The 25,067-nt window shown below is 64.4% G+C and carries 23 protein-coding genes; 9 read left to right on the plus strand and 14 right to left on the minus strand.

Going from position 1 to position 25,067, the window contains the following annotated elements; translation table 11 throughout:
* Together MOK15_RS01220 and MOK15_RS01225 are read left to right on the plus strand one after the other, a co-directional pair.
* Entirely contained in the window at positions 1-762 is a 762-nt protein-coding gene (locus tag MOK15_RS01220; protein WP_242929922.1) for an electron transfer flavoprotein subunit beta/FixA family protein, read from the plus strand.
* 105 nt (positions 763-867) lie between these two features.
* Positions 868-1,797 carry an FAD-binding protein gene (locus MOK15_RS01225; protein WP_242929923.1) on the plus strand — a complete coding sequence of 310 codons (930 nt, stop codon included), beginning with the start codon at positions 868-870 and terminating at the stop codon, positions 1,795-1,797.
* A 98-nt stretch (positions 1,798-1,895) separates the two neighbouring features.
* Here the strand turns inward: MOK15_RS01225 and MOK15_RS01230 are convergent, their stop codons facing one another.
* The 7 genes from MOK15_RS01230 to MOK15_RS01260 all read right to left on the minus strand — a co-directional run bounded on the left by MOK15_RS01230 (position 1,896) and on the right by MOK15_RS01260 (position 5,232).
* On the minus strand, positions 1,896-2,291 hold the full coding sequence (locus MOK15_RS01230; protein ID WP_242929924.1) for a glycine zipper 2TM domain-containing protein: 396 nt from the start codon (positions 2,289-2,291) through the stop codon (positions 1,896-1,898).
* A gap of 213 nt (positions 2,292-2,504) precedes the next feature.
* Entirely contained in the window at positions 2,505-2,678 is a 174-nt protein-coding gene (locus MOK15_RS01235) for a hypothetical protein (RefSeq protein ID WP_242929925.1), read from the minus strand.
* Positions 2,679-2,788: 110 nt separating this feature from the next.
* Positions 2,789-2,983: a hypothetical protein gene (locus MOK15_RS01240; protein ID WP_242929926.1), complete on the minus strand. Its 195-nt coding sequence runs from the start codon at positions 2,981-2,983 to the stop codon at positions 2,789-2,791.
* Between the two features lie 139 nt (positions 2,984-3,122).
* The gene (locus MOK15_RS01245; protein ID WP_242929927.1) at positions 3,123-3,335 is read right to left on the minus strand and encodes a cold-shock protein; all 213 of its coding nucleotides are present in this window, start codon (positions 3,333-3,335) and stop codon (positions 3,123-3,125) included.
* 230 nt (positions 3,336-3,565) lie between these two features.
* Positions 3,566-4,621, minus strand: coding sequence for a hypothetical protein (locus MOK15_RS01250; protein ID WP_242929928.1), 1,056 nt, complete (start codon positions 4,619-4,621; stop codon positions 3,566-3,568).
* Between the two features lie 141 nt (positions 4,622-4,762).
* The gene (locus tag MOK15_RS01255) at positions 4,763-5,035 is read right to left on the minus strand and encodes a type II toxin-antitoxin system RelE/ParE family toxin (RefSeq protein ID WP_347567214.1); all 273 of its coding nucleotides are present in this window, start codon (positions 5,033-5,035) and stop codon (positions 4,763-4,765) included.
* A 2-nt stretch (positions 5,036-5,037) separates the two neighbouring features.
* Entirely contained in the window at positions 5,038-5,232 is a 195-nt protein-coding gene (locus MOK15_RS01260) for a stability determinant (protein WP_242929929.1), read from the minus strand.
* Positions 5,233-5,415: 183 nt separating this feature from the next.
* On the opposite strand from MOK15_RS01260, the gene MOK15_RS01265 reads away from it, so the two are divergent.
* Both MOK15_RS01265 and MOK15_RS01270 read left to right on the plus strand, forming a co-directional pair.
* Entirely contained in the window at positions 5,416-5,703 is a 288-nt protein-coding gene (locus MOK15_RS01265; RefSeq protein ID WP_242929930.1) for a type II toxin-antitoxin system Phd/YefM family antitoxin, read from the plus strand.
* Entirely contained in the window at positions 5,663-6,097 is a 435-nt protein-coding gene (locus MOK15_RS01270; RefSeq protein ID WP_242929931.1) for a hypothetical protein, read from the plus strand. The genes MOK15_RS01265 and MOK15_RS01270 overlap by 41 nt, the downstream gene beginning before the upstream one ends.
* A 111-nt stretch (positions 6,098-6,208) precedes the next feature.
* Here MOK15_RS01270 and uvrA read toward each other — a convergent pair whose 3' ends face one another.
* Positions 6,209-9,193: an excinuclease ABC subunit UvrA gene (uvrA, locus tag MOK15_RS01275; protein ID WP_242929932.1), complete on the minus strand. Its 2,985-nt coding sequence runs from the start codon at positions 9,191-9,193 to the stop codon at positions 6,209-6,211.
* A 150-nt stretch (positions 9,194-9,343) separates the two neighbouring features.
* Between uvrA and MOK15_RS01280 the strand changes: the two genes are divergently transcribed.
* Together MOK15_RS01280 and MOK15_RS01285 are read left to right on the plus strand one after the other, a co-directional pair.
* The gene (locus MOK15_RS01280) at positions 9,344-10,174 is read left to right on the plus strand and encodes an aminoglycoside phosphotransferase family protein (RefSeq protein ID WP_242929933.1); all 831 of its coding nucleotides are present in this window, start codon (positions 9,344-9,346) and stop codon (positions 10,172-10,174) included.
* Between the two features lie 762 nt (positions 10,175-10,936).
* Complete coding sequence (locus MOK15_RS01285; protein ID WP_242929934.1) at positions 10,937-11,284, plus strand: UrcA family protein; 348 nt, start codon at positions 10,937-10,939, stop codon at positions 11,282-11,284.
* A 64-nt stretch (positions 11,285-11,348) separates the two neighbouring features.
* Here MOK15_RS01285 and MOK15_RS01290 read toward each other — a convergent pair whose 3' ends face one another.
* Together MOK15_RS01290 and MOK15_RS01295 are read right to left on the minus strand one after the other, a co-directional pair.
* Entirely contained in the window at positions 11,349-12,527 is a 1,179-nt protein-coding gene (locus MOK15_RS01290; protein WP_242929935.1) for a glycoside hydrolase family 88 protein, read from the minus strand.
* A complete protein-coding gene (locus tag MOK15_RS01295; RefSeq protein WP_242929936.1) occupies positions 12,524-13,792 on the minus strand; it encodes an oligosaccharide MFS transporter in 1,269 nt (422 codons plus the stop codon). Before MOK15_RS01295 ends, MOK15_RS01290 begins: the two co-directional genes overlap by 4 nt.
* Positions 13,793-13,952: 160 nt before the next feature.
* Between MOK15_RS01295 and MOK15_RS01300 the strand changes: the two genes are divergently transcribed.
* The 3 genes from MOK15_RS01300 to MOK15_RS01310 are packed head-to-tail and all read left to right on the plus strand — an operon-like array spanning position 13,953 to position 18,177.
* Positions 13,953-15,017 carry a LacI family DNA-binding transcriptional regulator gene (locus MOK15_RS01300; RefSeq protein WP_242929937.1) on the plus strand — a complete coding sequence of 355 codons (1,065 nt, stop codon included), beginning with the start codon at positions 13,953-13,955 and terminating at the stop codon, positions 15,015-15,017.
* A 47-nt stretch (positions 15,018-15,064) separates the two neighbouring features.
* On the plus strand, positions 15,065-16,780 hold the full coding sequence (locus MOK15_RS01305; protein WP_242929938.1) for a glycoside hydrolase 43 family protein: 1,716 nt from the start codon (positions 15,065-15,067) through the stop codon (positions 16,778-16,780).
* Complete coding sequence (locus tag MOK15_RS01310) at positions 16,777-18,177, plus strand: glycosyl hydrolase family 28 protein (protein WP_242929939.1); 1,401 nt, start codon at positions 16,777-16,779, stop codon at positions 18,175-18,177. The genes MOK15_RS01305 and MOK15_RS01310 overlap by 4 nt, the downstream gene beginning before the upstream one ends.
* Before the next feature lie 532 nt (positions 18,178-18,709).
* On the opposite strand, the gene MOK15_RS01315 is transcribed toward MOK15_RS01310, so the two are convergent.
* The 4 genes from MOK15_RS01315 to MOK15_RS01330 all read right to left on the minus strand — a co-directional run bounded on the left by MOK15_RS01315 (position 18,710) and on the right by MOK15_RS01330 (position 25,011).
* Positions 18,710-20,680 carry a glycoside hydrolase family 97 protein gene (locus MOK15_RS01315; protein WP_242929940.1) on the minus strand — a complete coding sequence of 657 codons (1,971 nt, stop codon included), beginning with the start codon at positions 20,678-20,680 and terminating at the stop codon, positions 18,710-18,712.
* 71 nt (positions 20,681-20,751) lie between these two features.
* Positions 20,752-23,643 carry a TonB-dependent receptor gene (locus MOK15_RS01320; RefSeq protein WP_242929941.1) on the minus strand — a complete coding sequence of 964 codons (2,892 nt, stop codon included), beginning with the start codon at positions 23,641-23,643 and terminating at the stop codon, positions 20,752-20,754.
* 228 nt (positions 23,644-23,871) lie between these two features.
* Positions 23,872-24,567, minus strand: coding sequence for a tRNA (guanine(46)-N(7))-methyltransferase TrmB (locus MOK15_RS01325; protein WP_242929942.1), 696 nt, complete (start codon positions 24,565-24,567; stop codon positions 23,872-23,874).
* Positions 24,568-24,615: 48 nt separating this feature from the next.
* On the minus strand, positions 24,616-25,011 hold the full coding sequence (locus tag MOK15_RS01330; RefSeq protein WP_242929943.1) for an MAPEG family protein: 396 nt from the start codon (positions 25,009-25,011) through the stop codon (positions 24,616-24,618).
* Positions 25,012-25,067 lie beyond the last annotated feature (56 nt).

The following is a 25,067-nucleotide window of genomic DNA, read 5'->3' on the forward strand; positions in this document are numbered from 1 at the left end:
ATGAAGATCCTTGTGCCCGTGAAGCGGGTTATAGATTATAATGTGAAACCGCGTGTGAAGGCGGACGGGACGGGCGTCGAGCTGGCGAACGTGAAGATGAGCATGAACCCGTTTGACGAGATTGCGGTCGAAGAAGCCATTCGCTTGAAGGAAAAAGGCGTGGCGACCGAGGTGATCGCGGTGTCGATCGGCGTGGCGAAGGCGCAGGAAACGTTGCGCACGGCGCTGGCGATGGGCGCGGACCGGGCGATCCTGATCCAGACGCCGGATGATGTTGGCGCTGACGTGGAGCCGCTGGGCGTCGCCAAGCTGCTGGCCAAGGTGCAGGAAGAGGAGGGCGCTGGCCTCATCATCCTGGGCAAGCAGGCGATCGACGACGACAGCAACCAGACCGGCCAGATGCTTGCCGCGCTGTTGAACCTGCCGCAAGGCACCTTCGCCTCCAAGGTCGAGGTTGAGGGCGACAAGGTCAGCGTGACCCGCGAAGTCGATGGCGGGCTGGAGACGGTGAAGCTCAACATCCCGGCGATCGTGACCACCGACCTGCGCCTCAACGAGCCGCGTTATGCGTCGCTGCCCAACATCATGAAGGCGAAGGCCAAGCCGCTGGCGACCAAGACGCCCGCCGATTACGGCGTCGATATCGCGCCGCGTCTGGAGACGCTCAAGGTTTCCGAACCGCCCAAGCGATCGGCCGGCGTCAAGGTCGCCGATGTCGATGAACTGGTGGCGAAGCTCAAGGCTCTGGGCGTCGCTGGGTAAGTTTTATTTCCGTTCGCCCTGAGCTTGTCGAAGGGCTGTTCTTCTTTTGAGGAAGTGCAGGGCTTCGACAGGCTCAGCCCGAACGGTGGTAGAGGATTTAAGACAATGAAGACTCTGGTATGGGTTGAACATGAGGGCGGCGCGGTCAAGGATGCGACCCTTTCCGCCGTCACCGCCGCTGCGAAGCTGGGCGAAGTGCATCTGCTGGTCGCCGGGCAGGGCGTCGACGGGGTCGCTGCCCAGGCCGCCAAGATCGCCGGTGTGGGCAAGGTCCATGTCGCTGATGACGCTGCTTTCGGTCATGCGCTGGCGGAGAATATCGCGCCGCTGGTGGTCGAACTGATGAGCCATCATGACGCCTTCGTCGTGCCGGCCACCAGCAACGGCAAGAATATCGCACCGCGGGTCGCGGCCCTGCTGGACGTCGCGCAGTTGAGTGACATCCTGTCGGTGGAGAGCGAGGATACGTTCACGCGCCCCATCTATGCCGGCAACGCGATTGCGACCGTCCGGTCGAAGGACACCAAGAAGGTCATCACGGTGCGCGGCACCGCCTTCGAGAAGGCGGCGGCCGAAGGCGGTTCGGCTGTGGTGGAAGCCGTGGCTTCGACCGGGGATAAGGGCATCTCCTCCTTCGTTGGCGCCGAGATCGCCAAGCTGGAGCGTCCCGAACTCACCTCCGCCAAGGTCATCGTGTCGGGCGGCCGGGCGCTCAAGGACGGCGAGACGTTCGAGGCGACCATCTTCCCGCTGGCCGACAAGCTGGGCGCTGCGGTTGGTGCGTCGCGCGCGGCGGTCGATGCGGGCTATGTGCCCAACGACTATCAGGTCGGCCAGACCGGCAAGATCGTTGCGCCCGAAGTCTATATCGCCATCGGCATTTCCGGCGCGATCCAGCATCTGGCCGGCATGAAGGACAGCAAGACCATCATCGCCATCAACAAGGACGAGGATGCGCCGATCTTCCAGGTCGCCGACATCGGCCTGGTCGGAGACCTCTTCAAGATCGTCCCGGAGCTTACCGAAAAATTGTAAGCCAGCGGTATGGAATAGGAAAGGGCGCGGGGTGAAAATCCCGCGCCCTTTTTCATTTTCCGAGCCGCCAGATGTATCCATCTGACTTGAAAATGCTTTTATTCGCAGTGGACGTCGTTCTTGTCGATCGCCCGGCCGGCCAGCGCGCCGCCGGCGCCGCCTAGGATGGTGCCCAGCGTTTTCGAACCGCCCGGTGCAATGACATTGCCCAGCACACCGCCCGCTATGGCGCCGACGATGGTGCCGGTGGTGCCGTCGTCGCGCTTGCAATAATAGCGGCCGTCGCGGTCGCGGTAGATCTGGTCATTGTCGCCCAGTTGGCGGCGCGGGTGATAATTCTGGTCCCGGTCGCGGTCGCGCCGATATCGCCGCGACTGGCCGTCATAATTGTTGCCGGGACGGTCATAGCCATAACCACCCCCATAATTGTCGGAAGCACAGGCGCCCAGCGGTAGCATGGCGACAAGAGCGATGGCGAGGATCGGTTTGCGCACAGGGACTCTCCTTCTTTCCCTCAACATTATCAGCGGGCCAACCCCGCAACGGCGGAATAGTTGCGTCTGGGTAACAATTTTATGTGACCAGCAGGCGCGTTGAAGGATGTCATACTAGGATGGATCGATGGGAACCCATAGCGACCTGTTCCCCGGCCTTCGCCGGGGAACAACCAGCCGATTTTGCTGAGTCATTCTCTCTGCAACTTGGTATTAATTGAGGGGGCGGGTCGGGTGGCTGGGGTTTTCGACCTGATCCTCCAGCCTTTCCTTGGCCTGGTTGTAGCGGGTGACGAGATCATTCTTGAACTCGGTCAGCTTGCCTTGGTCGTAGAGTTTCTTGCCGACATAGCCGGCGATGGCGCCGAAGATCAGGGTGCGGATCATGACATGCTCCTTGTTGCAGGTTGGAGCGATAACCGGCGGCGCGGCGGCGGGTTCCGCAGAGGGGCAGGAACGGCGCGACGGAGCGACGTGGGCGTGCGGCGGCCTATGCCTTATGCTTCGCCGGCGGGCACGTCTTCGCCCCGTTCGCGGCGGGCGCGGTTGGCGTCGCCCAGATCCTGGCGCTGGGCCATGGCGAGGAAAGCGGCTTCGGAGCGGAGACAGCGGTCGCGGACATTATCCAGCGTGGCGGCGTCGGCTTCGCCGCGGGCCTTGGCGGCGAGGGCGCGATAGTCGGGATTGGCCAAGACGATGATCCTTCTTCCCGAGAAAGGCCGGCCACCGGCAAGCGGCGCCCGACCGGCCCGCGCCGCGATGCCCACAGGGCGCGGCGCGGGCCAATATGACAAGGGGGCGCACGGCGACAGGCCGCCGCCCCGCAAGCCTTTATTCGGCGTGGGCGATGTTCACGGCCGCCATCTTGCCGCGACGGTCCTGCTCCAGATCATAGGAGACGCGGTCCTTTTCGCGCAGCGTGGCGAGGCCAGCGCGCTCTACGGCGGAGATGTGAACGAACGCGTCCGGGCTGCCGTCATCGGGAGCGATGAAGCCATAACCCTTGTCGGCGTTGAAGAATTTGACGGTTCCGACGATGCTCATGGTAGATTTCCTTCTTTACAATGCGACGCATCCCGTGTGGACGCGCCGGGTTGCTAGAGGGGCAGGGAAAGAAGGATATTAGGTGCCGCAAAGCGCCGAAGACCATCGATTTGCGACTATAGCTCGCTCCATATAGGCCATCGGCGCGCGAATAGCAAACGCGGGGTGATCGCGGGGCCGATGGGCTGCTGGAGGCGCGCCGATCCTGTCGCGGCGGGCCTGCTGTCGCCTTATCCCGGTTCGCTTTGGGCGTCCGCCTCCGCTTCCTCTTCCCCGGCAAAGCCGAAAAAGACGTCGCGGGCGCGGGCGGCGGCATCCTCATAGGGACGGCGTTCGGCTTCCTCATGCAGGGCGACCGCCGCTTCCTCCTCCGGCGTCAGGTCGCGCTCATAATCGTCGACGTCGTAGATCTCTTGGCTTTCCTCGCCGTCGAAGCCGGGCGGGGCGGGATAGTCGGTGCGCCAGACCTCCCGACCCTCTTCCCACCAGATGCCGCGCAGTTGGGCGGCGGCCTCATCGGGCGGAAGGGTCGCGCGGACCACCGGCGGGGTGCGAAGTTCACACCGTTCATCGGCGACGGAAATCTGCGAATTTTCAGGGGCGCGGGCGGAGTTGCGCAGCGCCATGCGGGCGGCGATGAAGAGGGCGACGGATGCGCCGGGAGAGAGGCTGGACGCCATAGCCTGGGCAGTGGCGTCCTCGACCGGTTCGGGCATGTCGGGCGCGCCGCCGTCGAGCATCCGGGCATCGTCCATGGTGCGGGCCATGGGTTCCTGGCCGGGTCGGGGCAGGTCGAGGCGCTCGGCCTCCGCCATGGCGACATCCTCCGGGCAGATCATGTCGAGAAAGGCGACGAAATCCTGCGCCACGATGCGGGCGAGCGCGGCGTCGCTGCCCTCCGCCGGATTGTCCGCCATGCGATCGAGCCGGGCGAGCATCGACATGGCGAGCCGGTTGTCGTGGCGATGGCGGGTCATTTCATAATTGTCGGGGTCGCGGCGGATAACCTCCTCCTGCCCCAGGATCGCGCGGGACAGCAGCGTGTCGGCCAGGCGCGCGCGGGCGATGAGGACGGCCGCTTCCCATCCCAGGCGAAAGGCGGCGCCGTCGCGGCGGATGCGCAGATTATAGGCCGCGCGCGAGGTGATGAGCGCGGATTCGCAGGCGAGGCGGATGACGCCGGTCGCCGCGAGTGTTTCGAGGAAGCGGCGCTGGCGCGCGGGACTCCAGCCGTCGACGCGGACCTGCGGTTCCGGGGTGGGGAGGTCGGGGAAATGATAGGACATGGGTCTGCGTGCCTCCGGCTGAGGGGTTTGCCGGGAGGGTAGGCAGATTATGGGCGTGTAGGACAGAACAAAATGGGAACGGTTTGGGGGCGTTCGGTCAGGCTTGGTAGTTCCCCGGCCTGCGCCGGGGAACAGGGAGGGTCAGGGGTATTGCTGGCGGGTATGGTGGAGGGCCAATATTTGGATGGCGTCAGCCTTGACGCGGTAAATGAGGACGTAGTTGGGATGGGCCATCGCTTCCCGCCTGCCGGGGACGCGGCCGGGGCGGTGCATATAAGGATGGTCGGGCAGACGATCGGCCGCGTGGCGGATCGCGGCGCCGATACGTTCGGCCGCCGCCGGATTGCGTGCCTCTATATAGTCGATGATGCTTTCGAGTTTTCGCAGCGCTTTCGACTTCCAGACGACCGGCAGCCCTAAGCGGTCTTGCGTCCGTCGACGCTTTTGCGCCTGTCGAGGATGGCCTGCATCCTTGCCATGGCTTCGTCATGCGGGATGTCGGGTTCGTCCGATGCCATCGCCGCCTCGACCTCTGTGCGGAACCAGGCGTCATAGGCTTCCGCTTCCTGCGTCGTCGCGAATTCGGACTCGATGGGGGTTAGCTTGGTCATGGGGTGGAGGATATCAGGGATGTAGGATGGTGTCGATTGAGGGAGGCGGGATCGCTTCGTTATGGTGGGAGTTCATTCCGAAATTCCGCAAATAGTCGCCATAGCCATTCTATCGCGCAATATTATAACTATTGACTATGGCTAAAATACGGATTATCTTGAATTTAAAGAAAAGGAGTGTTAATGATGGCGAGCAAGCCGCTTTTGGCGGTCTCGGCGAAGGATGTGGCTGGTAAATTCGGCTACTACACTGATGAGGCGATGCTTCGTCCAGTGGGTATTCAGAGGCATGGCGTCACGCGGGTCGTGATGCTGTCGTTGGACGAATATGAGCGCCTCCTGCGTCGGGATCGTCAGGTCATTTTGACGAGAGACCTAGATGACGAAACGCTCGATGCCATCCTCAATGCCGAAATCCCCGAAGAAGCATGTGCGCTCAACCAGCTCATGGACGATCCCGCAGCCGACTGACGTTCTGTCCTATTCCTATTTGTGGGAACGGGAGGCAGCGCAAGGGCGGGACGAGGGCGTAAAGGACCGACCGGTCGTTGTCGTGCTGGCGGCAGTGACCGAAGGTGATTTGCTGCAGGTCTATGTAGCGCCGGTGACGACGCAGCCGCCACGCGAGGCCAGCGGTTTTGTAGAAATGCCGATGGCGGTGAAGCGGCATCTGGGACTGGACGATGCGCGATGCTGGATCGTGGCGAGCGAGGTCAACCGCTTCATCTGGCCGGGACCTGATGTGCGGCCCGTGCAAGGCGGAGACGGGTCGCCCTATTATGGCAAGATACCGGGGAAGCTATTGGAGCAGGTACGGGCGGTCATGCGCGAGGGGAGGATACGGATTACGCCTAGGACGGAGTGAGTTTGGTGTAATTGGGCAACTGTCGCCGAAATCTCTGTGGCCTGAACTGGCCCCGGTCTGCGCCGGGGAACAGCCTTCAGCTTTTATGAGCTATGCGCTAACAGCTTGATATCACTCCGCCGCCACACTCTCCAACCCCAGCAACGGTGCGAGATAGTGCCCCGTAAATGACCGTGGCTCCTTCGCGACCTGCTCGGGCGTACCCTCCGCCACAACCTCACCGCCCTTGACGCCGCCTTCCGGTCCCATGTCGATGATCCAGTCGGCGGTCTTGATGACGTCGAGATTATGTTCGATCACCACCACGCTGTTGCCCTGGTCGACCAGGGCGTGGAGGACTTCGAGCAGTTTGCGGACGTCTTCGAAGTGCAGGCCGGTGGTGGGTTCGTCCAATATATAGAGGGTGTTGCCGGTGGCGCGGCGCGAGAGTTCCTTGGCGAGTTTGACGCGCTGGGCTTCGCCGCCGGACAGGGTGGTGGCCTGCTGGCCGACCTTGACATAGCCGAGGCCCACTTCGGCGAGCATCGCCATCTTGTCGCGGATGGGCGGGACGGCCTTGAAGAATTCGACCGCATCCTCGACCGTCATGTCGAGTATGTCGGCGATCGAGTGGCCCTTGAACTTCACCTCCAGCGTCTCGCGATTGTAGCGCGCGCCGTGGCACACGTCGCAGGTGACGTAGACGTCGGGGAGGAAGTGCATCTCGATCTTGATAAGGCCGTCGCCGGTGCAGGCTTCGCAGCGGCCGCCCTTGACGTTGAAGCTGAAGCGGCCGGGCTTGTAGCCGCGCGCCTGGCTTTCGGGGAGGCCCGCGAACCAGTCGCGGATGTTGGTGAAGGCGCCGGTATAGGTGGCCGGGTTGGAGCGCGGGGTGCGGCCGATGGGCGACTGGTCGATGTCGATCACCTTGTCGCAATTTTCGAGGCCGGTGATCTTGTCATGCGCGCCCGCGACGATGCGCGCGCCGTTGAGGGCGCGGGCGCTGGCGGCGTAGAGGGTGTCGATGGTGAAACTGGACTTGCCGGAGCCACTGACGCCGGTGATGCAGGTGAAGGTGCCGAGCGGGATAGACGCGGTGACGCCGCGCAGATTGTTGGCGCGGGCATTGTGGACGGTGAGCTTCTTGCCCGTGCCCTTGCGGCGCTTGGTGGGCACGTCGATGCGGCGGGTGCCGTTCAGATAATCGGCGGTGAGGGAGCCTTTTGCCGCGAGGATTTCGGGCAGGGTGCCCTGCGCGACAATGGTGCCGCCATGGACGCCCGCGCCCGGCCCCATGTCGACGATATAGTCGGCGTGGCGGATCGCATCCTCGTCATGCTCGACGACGATGACGCTGTTGCCGAGGTCGCGCAGGCGCTTGAGGGTCACGAGCAGGCGGTCATTGTCGCGCTGATGAAGCCCGATCGAGGGTTCGTCGAGGACGTAGAGGACGCCCGACAGGCCGCTGCCGATCTGGCTGGCGAGGCGAATGCGCTGGCTCTCGCCGCCCGACAGGGTGCCGCTGGTGCGGTCGAGGTTCAGATAGTCGAGGCCGACATTGTTGAGGAAGCCGAGGCGCTCGACGATTTCCTTGAGGATGGCCTTGGCGATCTGGTTCTGCTGGTCGTTCAGCTTTTCGGGCATCGCGGTGAAGAAATTCAGCGCGTCCACCACCGAGCGGCGGGTGGAGAGGGAGATGTCCTCGCCCGCGATTTTGACGGCCAGCGCTTCGGGTTTCAGGCGCGCGCCGTCGCAGGTCTCGCACGGCATGGCGGTCTGATATTTGCTCAGTTCCTCGCGCATCCAGGCGCTGTCGGTCTGGAGCAGGCGGCGGTTGAGGTTGCCGATGACGCCCTCAAACGCTTTCTTGACCTCATAGGCCTTCTTGCCGTCCTGGAAGCGCAGGGTGACAGGCTTGCCACCGGTGCCGTGGAGGATGATGAGCTTCACCTCGCCGGGCAGGTCGGCCCAGGGGGTTTCGAGCGAGAAGCCGAATTCCTTCGCGAGGGAACCCAGCACCTGCATATAATAGGGCGACGGCGGGTTGGACTTGGCCCAGGGGACGATGGCGCCCTTTTTCAGGGAAAGGGCTTCGTTGGGGACGACCAGTTCGGGGTCGAATAGCTGCTTTTCGCCCAGGCCGTCGCAGGCCGGGCAGGCGCCCATCGGCGCGTTGAAGGAGAAGAGGCGCGGCTCGATCTCCGCGATGGTGAAGCCGCTGACCGGGCAGGCGAATTTTTCGGAGAAGACGATGCGGTTGGCGGGGACCGCGCTACCTTTCATTCCCGTTCGCCCTGAGCCTGTCGAAGGGCCGTTCTTTTCCTCTGAAGAGAAGGACTGGGCTTCGACAAGCTCAGCCCGAACGGAGGAGGGGGCGGCGCCAAGGTCCGCCAAGGTCCCGTCCGCCAGATCCACAAAGGCCAGACCGTCCGCCAGTTTCAGCGCCTGTTCGAAGCTGTCGGCTAGGCGCGTGCCCATGTCGGGGGCGACGGCGAGGCGGTCGACCACGACTTCGATGTCATGCTTGTACTTCTTGTCGAGGGCGGGGGCGTCCTCGATCAGATACATTTCGCCGTCGATGCGGACGCGGGTGTAGCCTGCCTTCTGCCATTCGGCGAGTTCCTTGCGATATTCGCCCTTGCGGCCGCGCACCACTGGGGCGAGCAGGTAGAAGCGGGTGTCTTCGGGCAGGAGCATCACGCGGTCGACCATCTGGCTGACGGTCTGCGCACTGATGGGCAGGCCGGTGACGGGCGAATAGGGGATGCCGACGCGCGCCCACAGGAGCCGCATATAGTCGTATATCTCCGTCACGGTCGCGACGGTGGAGCGCGGGTTGCGGCTGGTCGTCTTCTGTTCGATGCTGATCGCGGGCGACAGGCCCTCGATATGCTCGACGTCAGGCTTCTGCATCATCTCAAGGAACTGACGCGCATAGGCGGAGAGCGACTCCACATAGCGGCGCTGCCCTTCGGCATAGATGGTGTCGAAGGCGAGGGACGATTTGCCCGACCCGGACAGGCCGGTGATGACGATCAGACTGTCGCGCGGCAGGTCGACATCGACGCCCTTGAGGTTGTGTTCGCGCGCACCGCGGACGGAAATGTGGGTCAACATGCGGAAAACCTCTGCGGCGGGAAGGGGAGGAGACTCATTGTTTCGTTCTTTATTTGTTCGGAGGGTGCGGGGCAAGCGGCTTGAAGGAGATTCCGCCGCAAAGCCGGGAAGAGGCTGGCCAAGCCGGAGCGGGTCGGGCAGAGGCGGGCGATGACGTTGCCTGATCCTTCCACCTTCATCGCCGCCGGCGCGAGCGCGGAGGTTTACCGGATGGATGGCGGGCGCGTGCTCAAGCTGTTTCACGCCGATGTCGATCCCGGCATCGTCACGCGCGAATATGAGATTGCGCGCGTGGTTCAGGCGATGGGCCTGCCGGCGCCCCGCGTCTTTGGCCTGGAAGCGGTGGCCGGGCGGCAGGGCATCGTCTATGCGGAAGTGCGTGGTCCCAACCTGCTGGCCTATATCGCGCGCCGTCCGCAGCGGGCGCGTTGGGCGCTGGAGCAGATGGCCCGGTTGCAGCAGCAGCTTCAGCAATGCCGGGTGCCCGCGCTGCGCAGCCGCAAGGCGATATTGATGCAGGATATAGAGTTCGCGCCGATAAGCGATGCACTGCGCGCGGCGGCGATCGAGCGGCTGGTGCAGCTTCATGAAGGCTATGGGTTGACGCATGGCGACCTGCACCTGGGCAATCTGATCGTGACCGAAGAGGCGACGGGGGCGAGGGTGAGCGTGATCGACTGGTCGCGGGCGGCGCGCGGCATGATCGCGGCCGATGTGGTGCGGACGGAGATGGTGATGCGCTTCGGGCTTGGGCGCGGCGAGGATGTCGGGCGCGTGGAGGCGGCGGTGCGGGATGCGGCCTGCGCCTGGTATGAGCGGCGCTATCGGGCGTTGTCCGGGCTGGACCCCGAAGCACTGGCGGCCTGGCGTCCGCTGGTGGCGCTCGCCTGGATGCGGCAGCGCGCGCCGGTGCGCGAGGCGGCCTTCGCCGCCTATCTGGCCGAAGCGCTGCGCGTCGCGGGATTGCCCCCGGTCGATTGATGTCGTTGGTCGGCGGTCGTGGGTGGTTGGTCGCCCGGCCATGCCGCCCGGCGTCCGGCGAAGGCCGATCATCGAACTGCCCGTCACCGGCCCCGTCATGTCGCTATGATGGTGGGCGTTAAGGGACGGTTCACCGCCTGTGGCGCCGTTTCTGTCCAGAGAGTTCATCCCGATCCTGGAGTGCCCGACAGCATCCTGGATACGCCCCCGGCATCCCTTGCGCCGGGGGCGTTTTCGTTTGGCGATCGGGGTGTTTGGCAAGCCGCTCGCTGAGCGTGGGTGACGGGGACGAGCCATAAAATCCTCCCCTGTAAGGGGAGGGGGACCGCTGCAGGCGGTGGAGGGGTGTCCCCCTCCCGATAGCGGGATACCCCTCCGTCTGGCCTACGGCCAGCCACCTCCCCTTACAGGGGAGGATTTTCGACGGATCGGCGAACGCCATAATCGTCTTTCTTTTGACTCCCTTTTCGTTGCGAGTCGTGCTTTCCGTTACGGAACATGTCGTTCGCGGCGGGGCAGATGTCGTTCGTCGTGCCGTTCGTCCCCCGTCATCCTGTCATTGGTCGAAGCCGGTGTCGTTGGCCGATGCCGATCGCATCCGGTCGAACCGGGCGCGCGGCGATCGCGGCCCGGACGTAAACAGGATGGGCGAGCGGGACAGGTGCTGACTCCGAAGACCTCCGGCCCTTCCCGTTCGCAACCCGGCGCCGCGATGCCCCCCGTTGGCGGCCCGGTCACAACAGGTTTTGAGGAGATATGCCCATGTTCCGTTCGTCCAAGATCGCCGCCGCCTTTGCCGCCGCGGCCGCCCTGATCGCCGCCGCCAGTGCGGCCTCCGCCGAAGATTTCCAGTCCAATGGCCGCACCAGTGAAGTCTATCATGGCGACCTCAACCTGGCGAAGGCCGACCAGCAGAAAGAACTGCGCAGCCGCATCGCCCGCGCCGCTTCCAGGGTCTGCGCCAGCACCGACCTGAAGAGCATGATGGCGTGCCGCAGCAAGGCGATCGCCCATGTCCAGGCCCCGGTCACAGCAGCCATCGCCCGCGCGGAAACCGGCGAGCGCTATGCCGCGATGAACAAGGATGTCCGCCCGGTCGTCGGCAACTGACCGCCGCCACCCTTCCTGACGCGCCGGAAACGGCAAAGGCCCGGAGCTGATCCGGGCCTTTTTGTCATGCCCAATAGGGTTCCCAGGGGTGGCGCAGGCGCATCAGCGCTTCGAGGTAGAAATAATCGCCCCAGATGCAGGCTTCATCCACGCCGGCCTTGTTGGGCATGTGGTAGACGGCGTGGAGCAGCAGGGCGTTCGATCCCTCCAGCGGGGCGAGATAGCGGTCGCCCAGCGTCTTCACGATCGCGACGGCCCAGGCTTCGTAGGTGGCGCGGGTTTCGTCCGACAGCGGCAGCGCCTGCGCGAGTTCTAGCAGGCCGCAGGCGGCGATCGCGGCGGCCGAACTGTCGCGCGGGGTGCCGCTTTCGTCGGTGAAGATGAGATCCCAGCAGCAGATGCCGTCGCTGGGCAGGCGGTTGAGGAAATGATTGGCGAGCTTGGCCGCCAGATCGAGATAGGCGGGGTCGGCGGTGTGCCGCCACGCCAGCGCGAAGCCGTAAATGCCCCAGGCCTGACCGCGCGCCCAGCTACTGTCGTCGCTATGCCCCTGATGGGTGCTGCCGTGGCGAGGCTTGCCGGTCCTGGTATCGACATAGAAGGTGTGGAAGGTCGAGGCGTCCGGGCGCACCAGCAGGCGGGCGGCCTGGGCCAGATGCCGGTCGGCGGCGGCGGCGAAATCCTTGTTCCCCGTCTCCCGCGTCGCCCAGTAGAGCAGGGGCACGTTGAGGTTGCAGTCGATAATCATCCGGCCGCGCTGCCGGGGGTCTTTCATGTCGCCCCAGGCCTGGATCACCTGCGCTACCGGATCGAAGCGCTTGAGCAGCAGGCGCGCAGCCTCCAGCCCGGAGGAGCGGGCCAGCGTGTCGCCGGTCAGCCGATGGCCCGCGCAGGCGGACAGGGTGTAGAGGAAGCCCAGGTCGTGATGATCGACATGGATGTGCCGCTCGACCCGCGTGGCGAAGGACTGGATGTTGCGTTCGGCGACCGAGCGGTAACGGTCTTCACCGGTCAATTGCCAGGCGAGCCACAGCATCCCGGTCCAGAAGCCGTTGGTCCATTCGACATTGTCGATCGGGGCATAGATGCCGCTTTCGCTGGATGGGGCCGGGAAATAATCGGTGAATTGCGGCAGCATCCGGTCGATCCGGGTGAGGGCGGCGGCGATCCGCGCGTCGAGATCGGCCGTGACGGGCCGCTCCAGCTTTCGCGCGGCCAGGGGTTCGTGGGCGATGGCGGTCATGGGCGCGGTTCCTCGACAAGGGGGAGGGTCGGCGCGCCTGCACTCGCGCGGTGGGGGGAGCCATGTTCGGGCGGGGTGGGAGAGAGGGCGAACAGCGACCAGGTCCAGAACAGCAGGGCAAAGCCCGCGATCAGGAAATAGCTGTGCTGGAAGCCGATCAGGTCATAGCTGATGCCGACCAGCGGCGAGAGGATGGCGAGGCCCAGCGAATGGCCGAAGCTGACGCCGACCATATAGACGGTGGCGGCGAAGCGGGCCTCGAAATGCCAGGCGATGTAGCGGAAGATCGACACGGCCAGGATCGGCAGTTCGATGGCGTGGGCCATCTTGCACATCGAAATGGTGATGGGACCGATGGCGAGGCCCGATCCGCCGATGCGCAGGATCATGATCGCCGCCGCCAGCAGCAGGCCGCGTGTCGCGCCGATGCGCCGGACGATCAGCGGGGCGACGAACAGGCCGCCCGCTTCCACGAAAATCTGCGCCGAATTGAGATAGCCGAACATGGCGTTGCCTTCTTCCGGCGTGGGGAAGAGGGAGGAGAAATAGAAGGGGAATTGCTGGTCGTAGACGAGATAGAGGTTCGTCACGCCCAGGATCAGGATCATGAAGCGCCAGAATTGCGGCTGGGACAGCAGCGAGAGCGAATCCCGCAGCGTCAGCCGGTCGGCCGCCGCCTGCGCTTGCGGATCGGGCTCGACCCGCGCCAGGTAGATGAGGGGCAGCAGCAGCAGGCCCGCCGCGCTGGCGAGGAAGAAATTGATTGCCGGATCGACATTGTAGAGCCGCCCGGAAAAGGCGGCGGCGGTCGCGAAGCCGATCGACCCCCAGAGACGCACGCGGCTATATTCGAATGCATAGCGCCGCCCGACCCGATCGACATAGCTTTCCAGCGCATAGCTGCCCGCCATGAAGGTGAAGCCGAGATAGAGGCCGCCTGCGACCGCGCCCAGCGGCAGGCTCCAGTGCAGCAGCGGCGCGTAGACATGGAGGAAGAAGGGACCGGCGAGGATCACCAGCAGGGCGATGAAGGTCGGAACGACCTTTCGGAAGCCCATGCGGTCCGACAGGAAGCCATAAGCCGGTTGCGCCAGCATTGCGCCGATCGAGTTGACGGCGAAGACCGTGCCGGCCTGCGTCCCGTTCAAGTGCAGCGAGCGGGTCAGCCAGATGGACAACAGCGAGATGGCCATGGCCTGGGCAAAGAAAAAGCAGAAAAGAAAGGCGCTGAGCGCGAGATAATTGCGCTTTCGGAAAGAGGCCACGACATCCCCATGATCTGTTATCGATATCAAATATGCCCGTTTGAAATCCGCTTGGCAAGCGCTATTGATTGACAGCCTCGCTAGATGAGTTATCGATATCATATCGATTATGCCGTGCCGACCATTTGCGGCCGAGCCTGTGGGGAGGAAGTTTCGTCGCATGAGTGAGGACAGGGAAGAGAAGGACGAGGCCGTCAAAAGCGCCCATCGTCCGGTCGTGACGATCCATGACGTGGCGCGTCATGCGGGCGTCTCTTCCATGACCGTGTCGCGCGTGATGACGGGCAAGCGCCATGTCAGCGAAGCCATGCGCGAGCGTGTCAACGCCGCGATCTCCGCGCTGAACTATTCCCCCAACCTGACGGCGCGCAGCTTTTCCAGCGCGGTGCGGGTGGGGGCGATCTATTCGAATCCTTCATCGTCGAACCTGGGCGCTTTCCTGATGGGCGCGTTCCGCCAGAGCGGCGAGAGCGGCTGCCAGTTCCTGATCGAGCCGGGCCGCAACGAGGAGGAGGCGCTGCAAAGCCTGCACCGCCTGATCGAATCGCGCATCGGCGGCGTCATCCTGCCGCCGCCGCTCTGCGATTCGGAAGCGGTGCTGGACCTGGCGCTGAGTTCGGACGTGGTGCCGCTGGCCTTTGCCACCGCCATCCCGCGCGAGGGCGTCTCGGCGATCATCGTCGACGATTATAAGGGCGCCTATGACATGACCCGCTACCTGATCGGGCTGGGGCATCGGGCCATCGGTTTTGTGCAGGGCGACCCGCAACATTCGCCCTCGCAGCGGCGCGAGCAGGGCTATCGCGCGGCGATGGCCGGCGCGTCGCTGATGATCCGGGACGAATGGATCGCGCCGGGCCTGTTCACCTACCGGTCGGGGCTGGACGCCGCGCGCCAGTTGCTGGGATCGGACCAGCGGCCCACGGCGATCTTCGCCAGCAATGACGATATGGCGGCGGCCATTACCGCGGTGGCGCATGGCATGAAGCTGACCATCCCCCGCGACATCAGCATCGTCGGGTTCGACGATGCGCAGATCGCGTCGACCATCTGGCCGGAGCTGACGACGATCCGCCAGCCGATTTCGGACATGGCGTCCCGCGCGGTGGCGCTGTTGAGCGAGCAGGTGCGCGAGGCGCGGACCGGCAGCAAGCCGGAAGTGCGGCATGTGCGCGAGATGCTGACATTGGTGGAGCGGGCGTCATCGGGGCCGGTGGCGGGCTGATCGTCGCCGATCCGCGCGAAGATTTCAGAAACGGGGGGAAGAGGGTGATGGCGCGGCGTTTCATGCGGACGGCCTGTCTGGCGTCGCTGTTGGCGCTGGCGGCGCCTGCCTTCCCGGCGGGGGCGAATGACGGCCGCTGGTTTGCGGACCAGGGCGATGGCAGCTATCGCAATCCGGTGCTGATCGGCGACTATTCCGATCCCGATGTCGTGCGCGTGGGGGAGGATTATTATCTGACATCCTCGTCCTTTACCGATGTGCCGGGCCTGCCGATCCTGCATTCGCGCGATCTGGTGAACTGGACGATCATCGGCCATGCGCTGACCGCGGTTCCGCCCGAAGCCCATTATGCCGCGCCGCGTCGGGGCGGCGGCGTGTGGGCGCCCGCCATCCGCCATCGCGACGGCCGGTTCCTGATCTATTATCCCGATCCCGACCGGGGCATATTCCTGGTTTCCGCCACCGACCCGCGCGGGCCATGGAGCGCGCCGGTGCTGGTGGAGGGGACCAGGGGCGTCATCGATCCCGCGCCATTCTGGGACGAGGACGGCACCGGATGGCTGGCCTATGCCTATGCCCGGAGCCGGGCGGGCAAGGCCAATATCATCGCTCTCAAGCGGCTGAACGCGGACGGCACGGCGACGCAGGGGGCCGAGCGGGTCATCATCGACGGGAACGGCCTGCCCCCGGTCAAGACCAGCCTTGGCCCGCGCCCCTGGCAGACGACCGAGGGGCCGAAGCTCTACAAGCGAGACGGCTATTATTATGTCTTCGCCCCCAGCGGCAGCGTGAAGGGGGGATGGCAGGGCGTGTTCCGCAGCCGGTCCATCACCGGTCCCTATGAGGGGCGCGACGTGATGGACCAGGGGCGCAGCGAAACCAACGGCCCGCATCAGGGCGCCTGGGTCACGACGCCCGGCGGCGAGGACTGGTTCCTGCATTTCCAGGACCGGGACAGCTATGGCCGGGTGGTCCATCTGCAACCGATGCGCTGGGCGAAGGGCTGGCCCGTCATCGGCGCGGATGCCGATGGAGACGGGCGGGGCGAGCCGGTGCTGCGTCATGCCAAGCCCGCGCTTCCGCCGCAGCCGGTCGCGGCCCCGGTGGCGGATGATGAATTTGATGGCGGCCTGTCGCTCGCCTGGCAGTTCGGCAGCAATCCCGCGCCCGGCTGGATGGTGGTGGAGGACGGATGGTTGCGGCTGACATCGGTGAGCGGGTCGGCCGATCACTATGAGAATGGCGCGATCCTCTCACAGAAAATCCCCGCGCCCGGCTTTACCGCGACCACCGCGATGCGCTTTGCGCCGCTGCGCGAGGGGGAAAGGGCGGGGCTGACCGTCCATGGCATGAGCTTCGCCTGGATCGGGGTGGAGCAGGGGAAGGACGGCGCGCATGTCGTGCAGGCGGCCAAGGCCGATCCCGCGCCGGGCGCGCCCATCCGCGTGACGCAAGGGCCGCCGCTGCCATCGGACCGGGTGTGGCTGCGCATGGAGGCCCGCCCCGTGACCATCAGCGTGCCGCCGCCGGACTTTTCGCCCTACTGGCCCTCCATGCTGCGGGAGACGCATATCCGGGTCGCGTTCAGCTACAGCCTGGACGGCGCGGCCTTCACGCCGTTGGGAGAGGCGTTCGAAACCCGCCCCGGCCGCTGGGTCGGCGCCCAGATCGGCCTGTTCGCGCAGGCCGCCTATGGCACGCCGTCGGCCGTGGCGACAACGGTCGGCCATGCCGATTTCGACTGGTTCAGGATCACCCCATGACGCGCAAAATCACCCTTCGGCTTGTCACCGCCGTCAGCCTGGCCGCGATCGCGCCGGCGGTGGCGGCGCGACCGATCGTCTACGACAATCCGCCCAGCAAAGCGCTCTACACCTATCATGACGACAGTTTCACGGTGCGTGTCCGCGCGCCGGGCGGCAAGTGGCAGGATCTGTATGAATATCGGGTGATGGTCGACCTCGACAATCCACAGCCCGCTTCGATGGTGACGTTCGGCATGGACGGGCCGGTGGAAGTGGCGGTGCAGAAGAACAACGGCGATGTGCGGCGGGTGGAAATCCGTCCCGGCTCCAAGGGCGTGCAAGCGCGGCTGGAGGGCAATATCGCATATTTCACGCTTGCCCGGCCGGCCAATCTGTCGGTCGAGTTCGACGGCGACCGGCTGCATAACCTGCACCTCTTCGCCAATCCGGTCGAGCCGCCGCTGCCGGACCGGGCGGACCCGAACCTCGTCTATTTCGGGCCGGGCATCCATGAACTGCCCGAAGGCCAGACGAAATTCCCGATCGGGTCGAACAAGACCGTCTATGTGGCGGGCGGCGCGATCGTGAAGGGGCAGATCGACATCAGCAACGCCAGCAATGTCCGCCTGATCGGCCATGGCATATTGGAAGGTGGGAAGGAGGGGATCAGCGTCCTCTATTCCCGCGACGTGACGATCGACGGGCCGGTGGTGCTCAACCCGCAGCATTATACCGTGATGTGCGGCCAGTCGTCGGGCCTGACCATCCGCAACCTCAAGACGTTCAGCGCCGGAAGCTGGACCGACGGGCTGGACATGATGAGCTGTTCGGACGTGACGATCGACGATGTGTTCCTGCGCACGTCGGACGACGCCATCGCCATCTATGCCGATCGCTGGGACTATCATGGCGATGCGCGCAACTATCGCGTGACCAATTCGACGCTGTGGGCCGATGTCGCGCACCCGATCAATATCGGGCTGCACGGCAGCAAGGATGAACCGCGCGTCATCGAGAATCTGACGTTCCGCAATATCGACATCCTTGGCCATGACGAGGATGACCGCAACTATCAGGGCGCGATGGCGATCACCGACGGGGACAATAACCTGGTCCGCAATATCCTGTTCGAGGATATCCGCATCGACAGCATCGAAGAGGGAATGTTGTTCAACTTCCGCGTGGTGTTCAACGAAAAGTACAGCCTGGCGCCGGGGTGCGGGATCGAGAATGTCACCGTGCGCAACGCCCGGTTCAAGGGGGGCATCGTCAACCCCGCCGTCGTGGCGGGCTATGCCGCCGACCGTGCGGTGCACAATGTGACGATCGAGGATTTCCGGGTCGGCGCCACGCCGCTCGGCGCGTCGGACGTGGAGGTGGGCGCGTTCGTGAAGGATTTCAGGCTGCGGCCCTGATGGGGCTGGGCCATCGCCGCTAAAGGAAAAGCGGGCCGCCAGAGACTGGCGGCCCGTTCGAGTTTGGGAGGTTGTGAGGGAGAAGCGTTCGTGCAGAAACCCTTCTCCCTCCATCCGGCAGCCGGGCGGCTGTCGAAACTGTGACGGCATGATGCCGTCGATCTGGTCCGGACCGATCTGTGGTCCGGGTGATGTGGTATCGATATCAGAACTGATGGCGCCATATGGGGTTGGTCACAAGATATTTGTTGGTTCCTGGGGCGGAATCATGTCGGTGGGGGCGTTGCGACGAGGGGTTGCGAGCGATCAGAAGGGGGCATTTTGTCTTCCTCCCTGGAAGGTTCGACAGAGTCACGTGTCTCTGTCGAAGGCCGGGGGTGGGTGCGCCGCGTTAGCGGCGCTTGCAACATGACGTTTTAGGCTCGCTGCGCTCGCCACCCACCCTTAACTCCTCCCTTAAAAGGGAGGGGGATATGTTGCTTCCACCAACACCGATCCTTGAGAGGGGGGCAGGGCGGGATGAAATCCGTGCTCAGGTCGTCCGTTCGAACAGGATGGCCTGGCCGCCGGAGGGTTGCATGGCGATCGGCAGGGTGTCGCCCTGCGCGACCTTGCGGGTGGAGATGACCACCGGGGTCGAGCGGGGCTGCTGGCCGGGTGCGCCGTCCGCGAAGATGGTGGCGCGCCAGTCGCCTTCGCCCAGGAAGCTGAGGGGGACGTCGATCCGCCGGGCATCCTCATTGGTCATGGCGCCCAGGAACCAGCGTTCGCCGTGCCGCCGGGCCACTGCCACGAACTGGCCGGGCTGGCCGTCGATCGCCCGGGTTTCGTCCCAGCTTGTCGGGCATTCGTCGAACCAGCGCAGCGCGGGCCAGGCGCCGGTCGCATATTTGGCGGGCGTGTCATACCAGTAGAGGAAGGTGAGCGGATTATAATAGACCGCCGCCATCGCCAGCTGGTGCGCGTTGGTGGTCTTATTCAGATAATGGTCGTAGCAGATCGTATAGTCGATCGGTCCCGACAGGGCGCGGGTGAAGGGCAGGGTGACATTGTGGCGCGCGGTCGGGAACTGCTCGTTGCCGCGCACCCCCTCCAGCGCGACATAGTTGGGCAGGGTGCGCTCCAGGCCCGCGGGGCGGAGATTGTCGTGCAGGTTGACGAGCAGGTGATGCTCGCCGCAGCTCTTCACCAGATCATAGATGAAGTCCGTATCTTCCTGCCGCCCTTCCCAGATGAAGCCGAACTTGATCCCGGCCACGCCCCAGCGCCGATAGGTGGAGACGATGTCCGCCAACTGGCGCATGGCGGGGACGCGGTCGACATAGAGGATGGTGCCGATGTTCCGCTTGCGCGCTTCCGCCACGATGGCCTGCATGTCGAGGCCGTCGATCGGGCGGGTCGCGTCGCTAGGGTCGGTGCCGTCGCCATACCAGTGGGCGTCGAATTCGATATAGTCGAGTTTGCGCTTCTCCGCGAAGGCGATGCCGTCCATGGCGCCGGCGTTGGAATAGGGCTTGCGGATGCGGAAGGCGCGGCCGGGCCTGATCCAGCCGGTGTCGCCCAGCCGGTTGGGCGTGGCGAGGGTCGTCACCAGTCCGGCTTTCTCCAGCAGTGCGGCGGGCGTATCGCTGACCAGGATCAGCCGCCAGGGCGTGGTGAAGGGCGTGTCGACGGAGAAAAGCGGCGCGGCATGGGTCTCGCCCGGCCCCGAATAGCCGGTGGCGCGGCCGGGGAAATGCATGAGGCGGGTGGTGACGCTCTGGTCCGTGTCGCCCGGCGCGAACATCAGGCGGGGATAATGAAGCCGGTCGGATTCGCTGATCGACAGGGACAGGCCGTCGGGCGTCGTCGCCAGCAGCGGCGTGTCGGCCAGCGCGCCCTTGTCGGTGCTGTTGGTGAGTTCGGGATGCGGGACCGGGGCGATCCGGCCGGGGGCCGAGCGGGCATAGTCGCCCTCGTCGCGGCTGCTCCAGATGTTGGTGCCGGTGGGGAAGCGAAACTCCATGGCTTCGCCGCCCAGTTCCACCTTGTTTCCGGGGGCCGCCAGCAGGACGAAGCGGATGGCGACGCCGTCGTCATGCGCCAGCAGGCGGATGGCGAAGCGGATGCGCGACCGGCGATCCTCAAACTGCGCCTCGATCTGATGGGCGCGGCCGTCATAGCGGGTGGCGATGCCGTAGGGCGGCGTCCAGCTATCGTCGATGGCGCTGGCCGTATGGCCCAGATAGCGGGCCTGGGGGCCGAGCAGCCGGCCATTGGCGAGGACGAGCGCCAGTTTGGAAGGCTCCAGGGCGGGTTTGCCGTCCAGGCTGGCGGACCAGAGGGGATAGTCGGCGGAGCGGCCCGGAAGCAGGAGTTGCGCGGTCAGCCTGCCGTTGGGGGAGGAAATCGACAGGGCGGTCCGGTCGGGCGCGGATTGCGCGTTCAGGGGCAGGCCGATCCCGCCGATCGCCGATACGCTCATCCCGCCGAGGATGGTGCGACGGGTCGGGTGCGAGGTCATGCGATATGTTCCGGTTCAGACCGTGGAACTGGACCCCGGCTTTCGCCGGGGAACAGGTAGGGTTTGTGTCATTAGCTGCCGAAGCTGTAGCGCAGCGTGGCGCCGAAGTTACGGCCGTTGACGAAATGCTGCCGTTCGATGCCGGTGGCAAGACCCGGCTCGCCCACGAAGCGGTCCGCCGCCTGGTTGGTGAGGTTCGAGGCCGTCAGCGACAGCGAGAAATTATGCGGCAGCTTGAAGTTCAGCGACGCATCGAGCAGCCCGAAGGAGCGGATGTAGCGGCCGTCGATCGGGTTGGTCGCGACGCCGAAGAGAACCGCCTTGGACCGCCAAGTATAGACGATGCGGGCCGAGATCGTCTTGTCTTCGTAGAGGCCCGCGACGGAATAGGCATATTTGGACGTCAGCGGCTGCATGGTGTTGACGCGCTGGCCGTTCAGGGTCAGCGGATTCTTGGTCTCCACATAGGTGAAGGAACTCACCACGCCGAAATGGTGGAGGAAGTCGGGCATGAAATCATAGTCGAAGAAGGTCTGGGCTGCGAGTTCGACGCCCTTGGCCGTGCCCTTTTCCGCATTGACCGTCTGCGTCAGGAAATACTGGTTTCCGGTGCAGTTTACGTTGGTAATGGGCGTAGGCGCGCCCGCGACGGTCTGGCAGGAACTGATGCCGCTGAAGAAACCGTCGATCTTCTTGTAGAACAGACCCGCCGAAACATAGTTGACTGGCGAGAAATAATGCTCGAGCGACAGATCGAAGCTGTCCGCCTTTTGCGGGCGCAGGTTCGGATTGCCGATCGACCCGTTGCCGCTGTTGACGTCGAAAACAAGCGTCGGATTGAGCGCGCCAAGATCGGGCCTGGTGATGCCCTTGCCATAGCCGAAGCGAACCAGCGTGTCGGGCGTGATATAGCCCGTCAGGTTGAAGCTGGGCAGGACGTCGGTGTAGGAGGAGGAACTGGCGTTCGGGATGATGTTCGCGGTTCCCGGCTGGGTAATCATGGCGCGGACGAACGTGTCGGTCTTCACGACGCGGACGCCGGCATTGCCCTTGATCCGGTCGTCCAGGAAGCCGAAGTCGGCGACGGCGTAACCGGCATAGGTTTTTTCGCTGAAATAGCGGCGGTTGAGGATATTTTCCGTCAGCGCATCTTCGGACTGAATACCGGCTAGCGGGAAACGGCCCGTGACATTGTCGCCCAGCACGGCATCGGGCGAGAAGACCAGATAGCCGCCGCGATAGCCGGCATCGCCGTTCATGAAATTGGTCGGCGACCCAACCACCAGATCGGTCATCGAGGTTACGGGGATGGCATTGGACTGATTGGCCGCCAGCACGGCGCCGTTCGTGGTCAGGTTTTTGCCCGCGAAGCTGTAATTATTATACTGGTCCTTCTGGGTGGCGTAGCGGCCGCCGACCTTGATGTCCTTGAGGAAGGAATTTTCGAAATCATATTTGAGGTCGAGCGCGGCGGCGATGCCGCTATCGTCCCAGACCTGGTTGGTGCCGTTCGCATAATTGTTGAACACCCAGCTTGACGGGGAAGCCAGGTCGGGGCCGGAGATGGCGACATTCTGCGGCGTGCCCAGATCGCGGGTGATGTTCCAGCCCAGGCCTGCCGCCGATGTCAGCGTGACCGAGCGATTATCCTGATATTGATCGGCCTTGACGTAGGAGAAGTCGAACTTCGCCTCCAGCCGGTCGGTCGCCTGCCATTTGACGTTACCGGCGATCACATAGGTCTTGTAACGGCGATGTTCGTCGCCGCCCGTCGACGTGAAGGTCGAATTGAGGAAGGTGCCGCCGGTGATATGCTGACCGGACAACAGGTCGTTGGAGCCGCCGTTCGCGTTGCGATTGGCCAGCATCTCATCGATCGTGAAGGCTTCGGTGGTGAGGCCCTGCGCGTAACGGCTGTCTACGGCGTTCAGGAACCGATAGTTCTGATGATAGAGATAGTCGTTGTAATTACCCTCGACCGTGAATTGCAGGTCGGGATTGGGCGCCCATTGGACCGCCGCGCTCAGGCCCTTGCGGGTGCGCTTATAATCTTCCTGCGCAATGTTGTTCTGCACGCCGACGGAGGAGAGGAGGTTCTGCCGGTCGGCCGCAGCGACCGTGGTCGGGTTGACGTCCGCCAGATAGGTGACGTCCGATCGGCCGACATAGGCGGAATTGAGGTTCAGGCCGGTGCCGACATTGGCGGCATATTCCGCGCTGTCCCCACGAATGGCGCGGCGGAACTGGGTGCCGCCCACGGAAGGTGTGTTGTCGCCGCGGTTGAAGCTCTGCGAATAGCTGCCCGCGACCAGCACGCCCAGTTCGCCGCCATCGCCAACATCCCAGCGCTTCGACACCATCCCGAAATATTCGGGGGTCAGCTTCTTGCCGAGGCCGTTGTAGCGGCCGCCCACGGCGGCGGATACGGCCATATCCTTGAAGTCGAACGGCTTGCGGGTGCGGATGTTGACCAGGCCGCCGATAGCGCCCTCGATATGGTCAGCGGAGGGGTTTTTGTAGACATCAAGGCCCGCGACCATGCCGGGGCTGGCGCCTTCCACGTTGAATTCGCGGCTGCCGGCGGTGAAATAGGCGCGGCCATCGACGCGGGAACCGGTCTGGCCCGTCAGGCCGCGGATGGTCAGGCCTGAACCGTTGCCGACGGGGGAGGCGGCTTCGCCGCCGAAGCGATAGGCCTGGACGCCCGGAACGCGGGTCAGCGTTTCCGCGACGTTGGGATCGGGCAGCTTGCCGATGTCGTCGGCCGTGATCGAATCCACGATTTCCATCGTGTTCTTCTTGATCTGGGCGCTGTTCTGCAAGCTGGCCTTGAGGCCCGTGACCACGATGTCCGCGCTGGAAACGTCGCCGCTTTCCTGCGGTGCGGCGGCCGTCTGCGCCATCACCGGCGTCACCGCGCTGGTGGCCAGCAGCATGGCCGTGACATGTGCGATCTTCTTCATATCCCCTCCTTGTTAGGCTTTTTGAACCGCATTCGAGCCGGGGACGAATCATATCCCGGACTGAATATCTGTTATCGATAGCATTATGATATCGATATCAGACAACATCCGCAACAGATTTTGAGCGGGACGGCAAAATTATTGCGGTTTTGGAGATGCGTCTTTCAGCGCATTGCGATGGGATCAGTGGGGCAGGGCGGCATCACTCCCTCCCCGATCGCGCACGCGTCAGACGCGGCGGTAACGAAAATACCAGACTTCATGGCCGATGCGGCGCGCCTTGGCTTCGTAGCGGGTTTCGGGCCAGCCGCCGGAGCGGACCTGGAAATCTTTCGGCTCGTGCGCCAGCCATTCGAAATCGGGATGGCCGTTCATCACCATCAGCGCCCAGCGCAGATAGACGGGATGATCGGTGCCGAAGCGGAACTCGCCGCCGGGCTTGAGCTTCTTCGCGATCATCGCGACCGGGCCGGGGTTCATCATCCGGCGCTTGGCGTGGCGCGCCTTGGGCCAGGGATCGGGATGGAGCAGGTAGACGAAGCTCAAGGCGCCGTCGGGGATGCGGCTGAGTACGTCCAGCGCGTCGCCCATATGCAGGCGGACATTGCCCAGAGCCTGGTCGCGGACATGGCCGAGCGCCTGGACGACGCCGTTCAGGAACGGCTCGCAGCCGATGAAGCCATGGTCGGGCAGCATGTCGGCGCGATAGGCCAGATGCTCGCCGCCGCCGAAGCCGATCTCGAAATGGAGCGGGCGATCGTAACCGAAGAGGTTCGCGGCGGTGACTTCGCCCTCCGTGGGCACGGAGAGGGCGGGCAGCAATGTATCGACCAGTTCCTGCTGGCCCTTGCGAAGCTTCGGCCCCGACTGGCGGCCATAGAGGCGGTTGAGGGTCGTGGGATCGCCGGATTTATGCGCTGTCATGGGGCGCGCGCTTAGCGGCGGCGGCGGCGCGGGGCAAGCAGGACGATGTCAGAATCCCAGCAACGGCCACAGCACTATCAGCAACCCGATGAGGCCGAGCAGGAAGAAAAGCGAGCGTATGACCGGCACGCCAAAGCCATAAAGCGGCAGATAGACGATGCGCGCGCCGAGCCAGATCCAGCCGCCCAGCGCGGTCCATTCGCTGGTCTTTCCCGCGACGACCACGCCGATCAGCGCGACGATGGCGATGGGCAGGGTCTCCATGAAATTGACCTGGGCGCGCGAAAGGCGACCGGCAAGCGCGTTCAGCGGGGGAAGCGCTTCGTCGCGCGCGCCCATGTTCCATTTGGAGCCATATTGCTTCGTCTTCACCTGGACGGCCGCGAAGATGTGGACGAGGAGCAGGATCATGCCCCAGGCAAGGATCGTGAGTTCTACGGGCATGGCGACGTCCTCCTGCGGGCGATTGTAGCAAGGTTGGCGCAGGTAGGACAGGCGGT

The sequence above is a fragment of the Sphingobium sp. BYY-5 genome (assembly GCF_022758885.1).
Lineage (GTDB): Bacteria > Pseudomonadota > Alphaproteobacteria > Sphingomonadales > Sphingomonadaceae > Sphingobium.

Bases quoted from the DNA above. Each gene is read 5' to 3' on its own strand.
- MOK15_RS01220 (WP_242929922.1), top strand. From the start codon at position 1: ATGAAGATCCTTGTGCCCGTGAAGCGGGTTATAGATTATAATGTGAAA.
- MOK15_RS01225 (WP_242929923.1), top strand. From the start codon at position 868: ATGAAGACTCTGGTATGGGTTGAACATGAGGGCGGCGCGGTCAAGGAT.
- MOK15_RS01235 (WP_242929925.1), bottom strand. From the start codon at position 2,678: ATGATCCGCACCCTGATCTTCGGCGCCATCGCCGGCTATGTCGGCAAG.
- MOK15_RS01245 (WP_242929927.1), bottom strand. From the start codon at position 3,335: ATGAGCATCGTCGGAACCGTCAAATTCTTCAACGCCGACAAGGGTTAT.
- MOK15_RS01250 (WP_242929928.1), bottom strand. From the start codon at position 4,621: ATGTCCTATCATTTCCCCGACCTCCCCACCCCGGAACCGCAGGTCCGC.
- MOK15_RS01260 (WP_242929929.1), bottom strand. From the start codon at position 5,232: ATGACCAAGCTAACCCCCATCGAGTCCGAATTCGCGACGACGCAGGAA.
- MOK15_RS01265 (WP_242929930.1), top strand. From the start codon at position 5,416: ATGATGGCGAGCAAGCCGCTTTTGGCGGTCTCGGCGAAGGATGTGGCT.
- uvrA (WP_242929932.1), bottom strand. From the start codon at position 9,193: ATGTTGACCCACATTTCCGTCCGCGGTGCGCGCGAACACAACCTCAAG.
- MOK15_RS01280 (WP_242929933.1), top strand. From the start codon at position 9,344: ATGACGTTGCCTGATCCTTCCACCTTCATCGCCGCCGGCGCGAGCGCG.
- MOK15_RS01285 (WP_242929934.1), top strand. From the start codon at position 10,937: ATGTTCCGTTCGTCCAAGATCGCCGCCGCCTTTGCCGCCGCGGCCGCC.
- MOK15_RS01290 (WP_242929935.1), bottom strand. From the start codon at position 12,527: ATGACCGCCATCGCCCACGAACCCCTGGCCGCGCGAAAGCTGGAGCGG.
- MOK15_RS01300 (WP_242929937.1), top strand. From the start codon at position 13,953: ATGAGTGAGGACAGGGAAGAGAAGGACGAGGCCGTCAAAAGCGCCCAT.
- MOK15_RS01305 (WP_242929938.1), top strand. From the start codon at position 15,065: ATGGCGCGGCGTTTCATGCGGACGGCCTGTCTGGCGTCGCTGTTGGCG.
- MOK15_RS01310 (WP_242929939.1), top strand. From the start codon at position 16,777: ATGACGCGCAAAATCACCCTTCGGCTTGTCACCGCCGTCAGCCTGGCC.
- MOK15_RS01315 (WP_242929940.1), bottom strand. From the start codon at position 20,680: ATGACCTCGCACCCGACCCGTCGCACCATCCTCGGCGGGATGAGCGTA.
- MOK15_RS01320 (WP_242929941.1), bottom strand. From the start codon at position 23,643: ATGAAGAAGATCGCACATGTCACGGCCATGCTGCTGGCCACCAGCGCG.
- MOK15_RS01325 (WP_242929942.1), bottom strand. From the start codon at position 24,567: ATGACAGCGCATAAATCCGGCGATCCCACGACCCTCAACCGCCTCTAT.
- MOK15_RS01330 (WP_242929943.1), bottom strand. From the start codon at position 25,011: ATGCCCGTAGAACTCACGATCCTTGCCTGGGGCATGATCCTGCTCCTC.